The sequence below is a fragment of the Vibrio sp. D173a genome, assembly GCF_030248475.1.
This window is the reverse complement of the sequence record NZ_JAHGAH010001109.1, coordinates 1-1,147: the sequence shown is the minus strand read 5'-3', so window position 1 is coordinate 1,147 and position 1,147 is coordinate 1. Positions and strand designations below refer to the sequence as shown.

1 protein-coding gene is annotated in these 1,147 nt (G+C 42.2%); it reads left to right on the top strand.

The window, feature by feature from the left end; translation table 11 throughout:
* Positions 1 to 425: 425 nt before the first annotated feature.
* Positions 426 to 1,147: OmpP1/FadL family transporter (locus KIV40_RS31635; RefSeq protein ID WP_285353274.1), on the top strand; the 722-nt coding region annotated here is incomplete at its 3' end.

The window sequence follows — 1,147 nt, the reverse complement described above, 5'->3', positions numbered from 1 at the left end:
ACCCGTTCGGTAAACCTCAAAGAATGTTCTGATTAAATTCAAATCAAATTGCTGATCACTTTGCATAGATTTCATTTTCTGTAGGAAGGTATTTTTGTCCATAGGCACGTTCAGTATAACGGCATGTCTTCTAAACCACCAAAGTGTGCTTTCAGGTGAGAGTGGTGAACATCAAGCTATTGAAAAGTCATGAGGAGCTCACTCATGGATTCACAAAAAATAGCGATAAGGTAGTTCGACTATCGATATAAATCTAGGTAGCCACATCTATATCTCTCATAGACTGTTGCTATCTATAGGCTGAACCTATGGGAGGTATAACAGTGCTTCTCTACATCTAGTTTTTCTCAATTAATACAATGATTTCGTTAGCTGGTCTCCCCAACACAAGACTCTATCTTTGTATTTTAACTGAGAAATCTTCCATGAAACTCAATCAACCAACACTGACTGTACTTGCAATTGGCGCTTTTAGTTCGTGCACAAATGCTGCAGGCCTTAGTATGTCTCAACTTGCAACAACCAAAAGTGTTGCAACCGCTGGTGCAGGCAATGTAACCAACACGTTGGACTCATCAGCAACCGTATCTAATTCGGCGGCTCTGTCTCAAATCAAGCAGAGCTCTTATCAAATCGGCGCCCAATATATTGATGTCTTCTCAACATTTACGCGCGAAGATAATGGAGCGACGACTGAATCATCAAAAGGCTTGATAGCACCACACCTATCGTATGCAAAGCGTATCAACGAAAAGACGGTAGTAGGCGCATCATTACACTCGGCAGGAGGGCTTGGCGTCGATTACAGTAACGGTGTTTCTGCTGACCCAATTAATCTGATCAGCGAAAACGCGATATCTATTGTCAATTTAACAACAGCGATGTCTTATCAGATTTCAGACCAACTTTCGATTGGTGGTTCTGCAATCCTTCAACATGCAAGTATTGACGTGGTTGGAGGTATCAACTCAAGTAGTGACAAGCTTGCTTCCGGAACCAGTATTGCTCCGACTTTTGCTGTAAGCGCATTTTATTTGATGAGCGATCAAACAAGCATTGGGGCTCAATACAATCACAGTAGCGATCACGAATATGAAGTCAGTTCATCAACAGGACTCGATCCCACAGTCGGACTATCTTGGGTTCG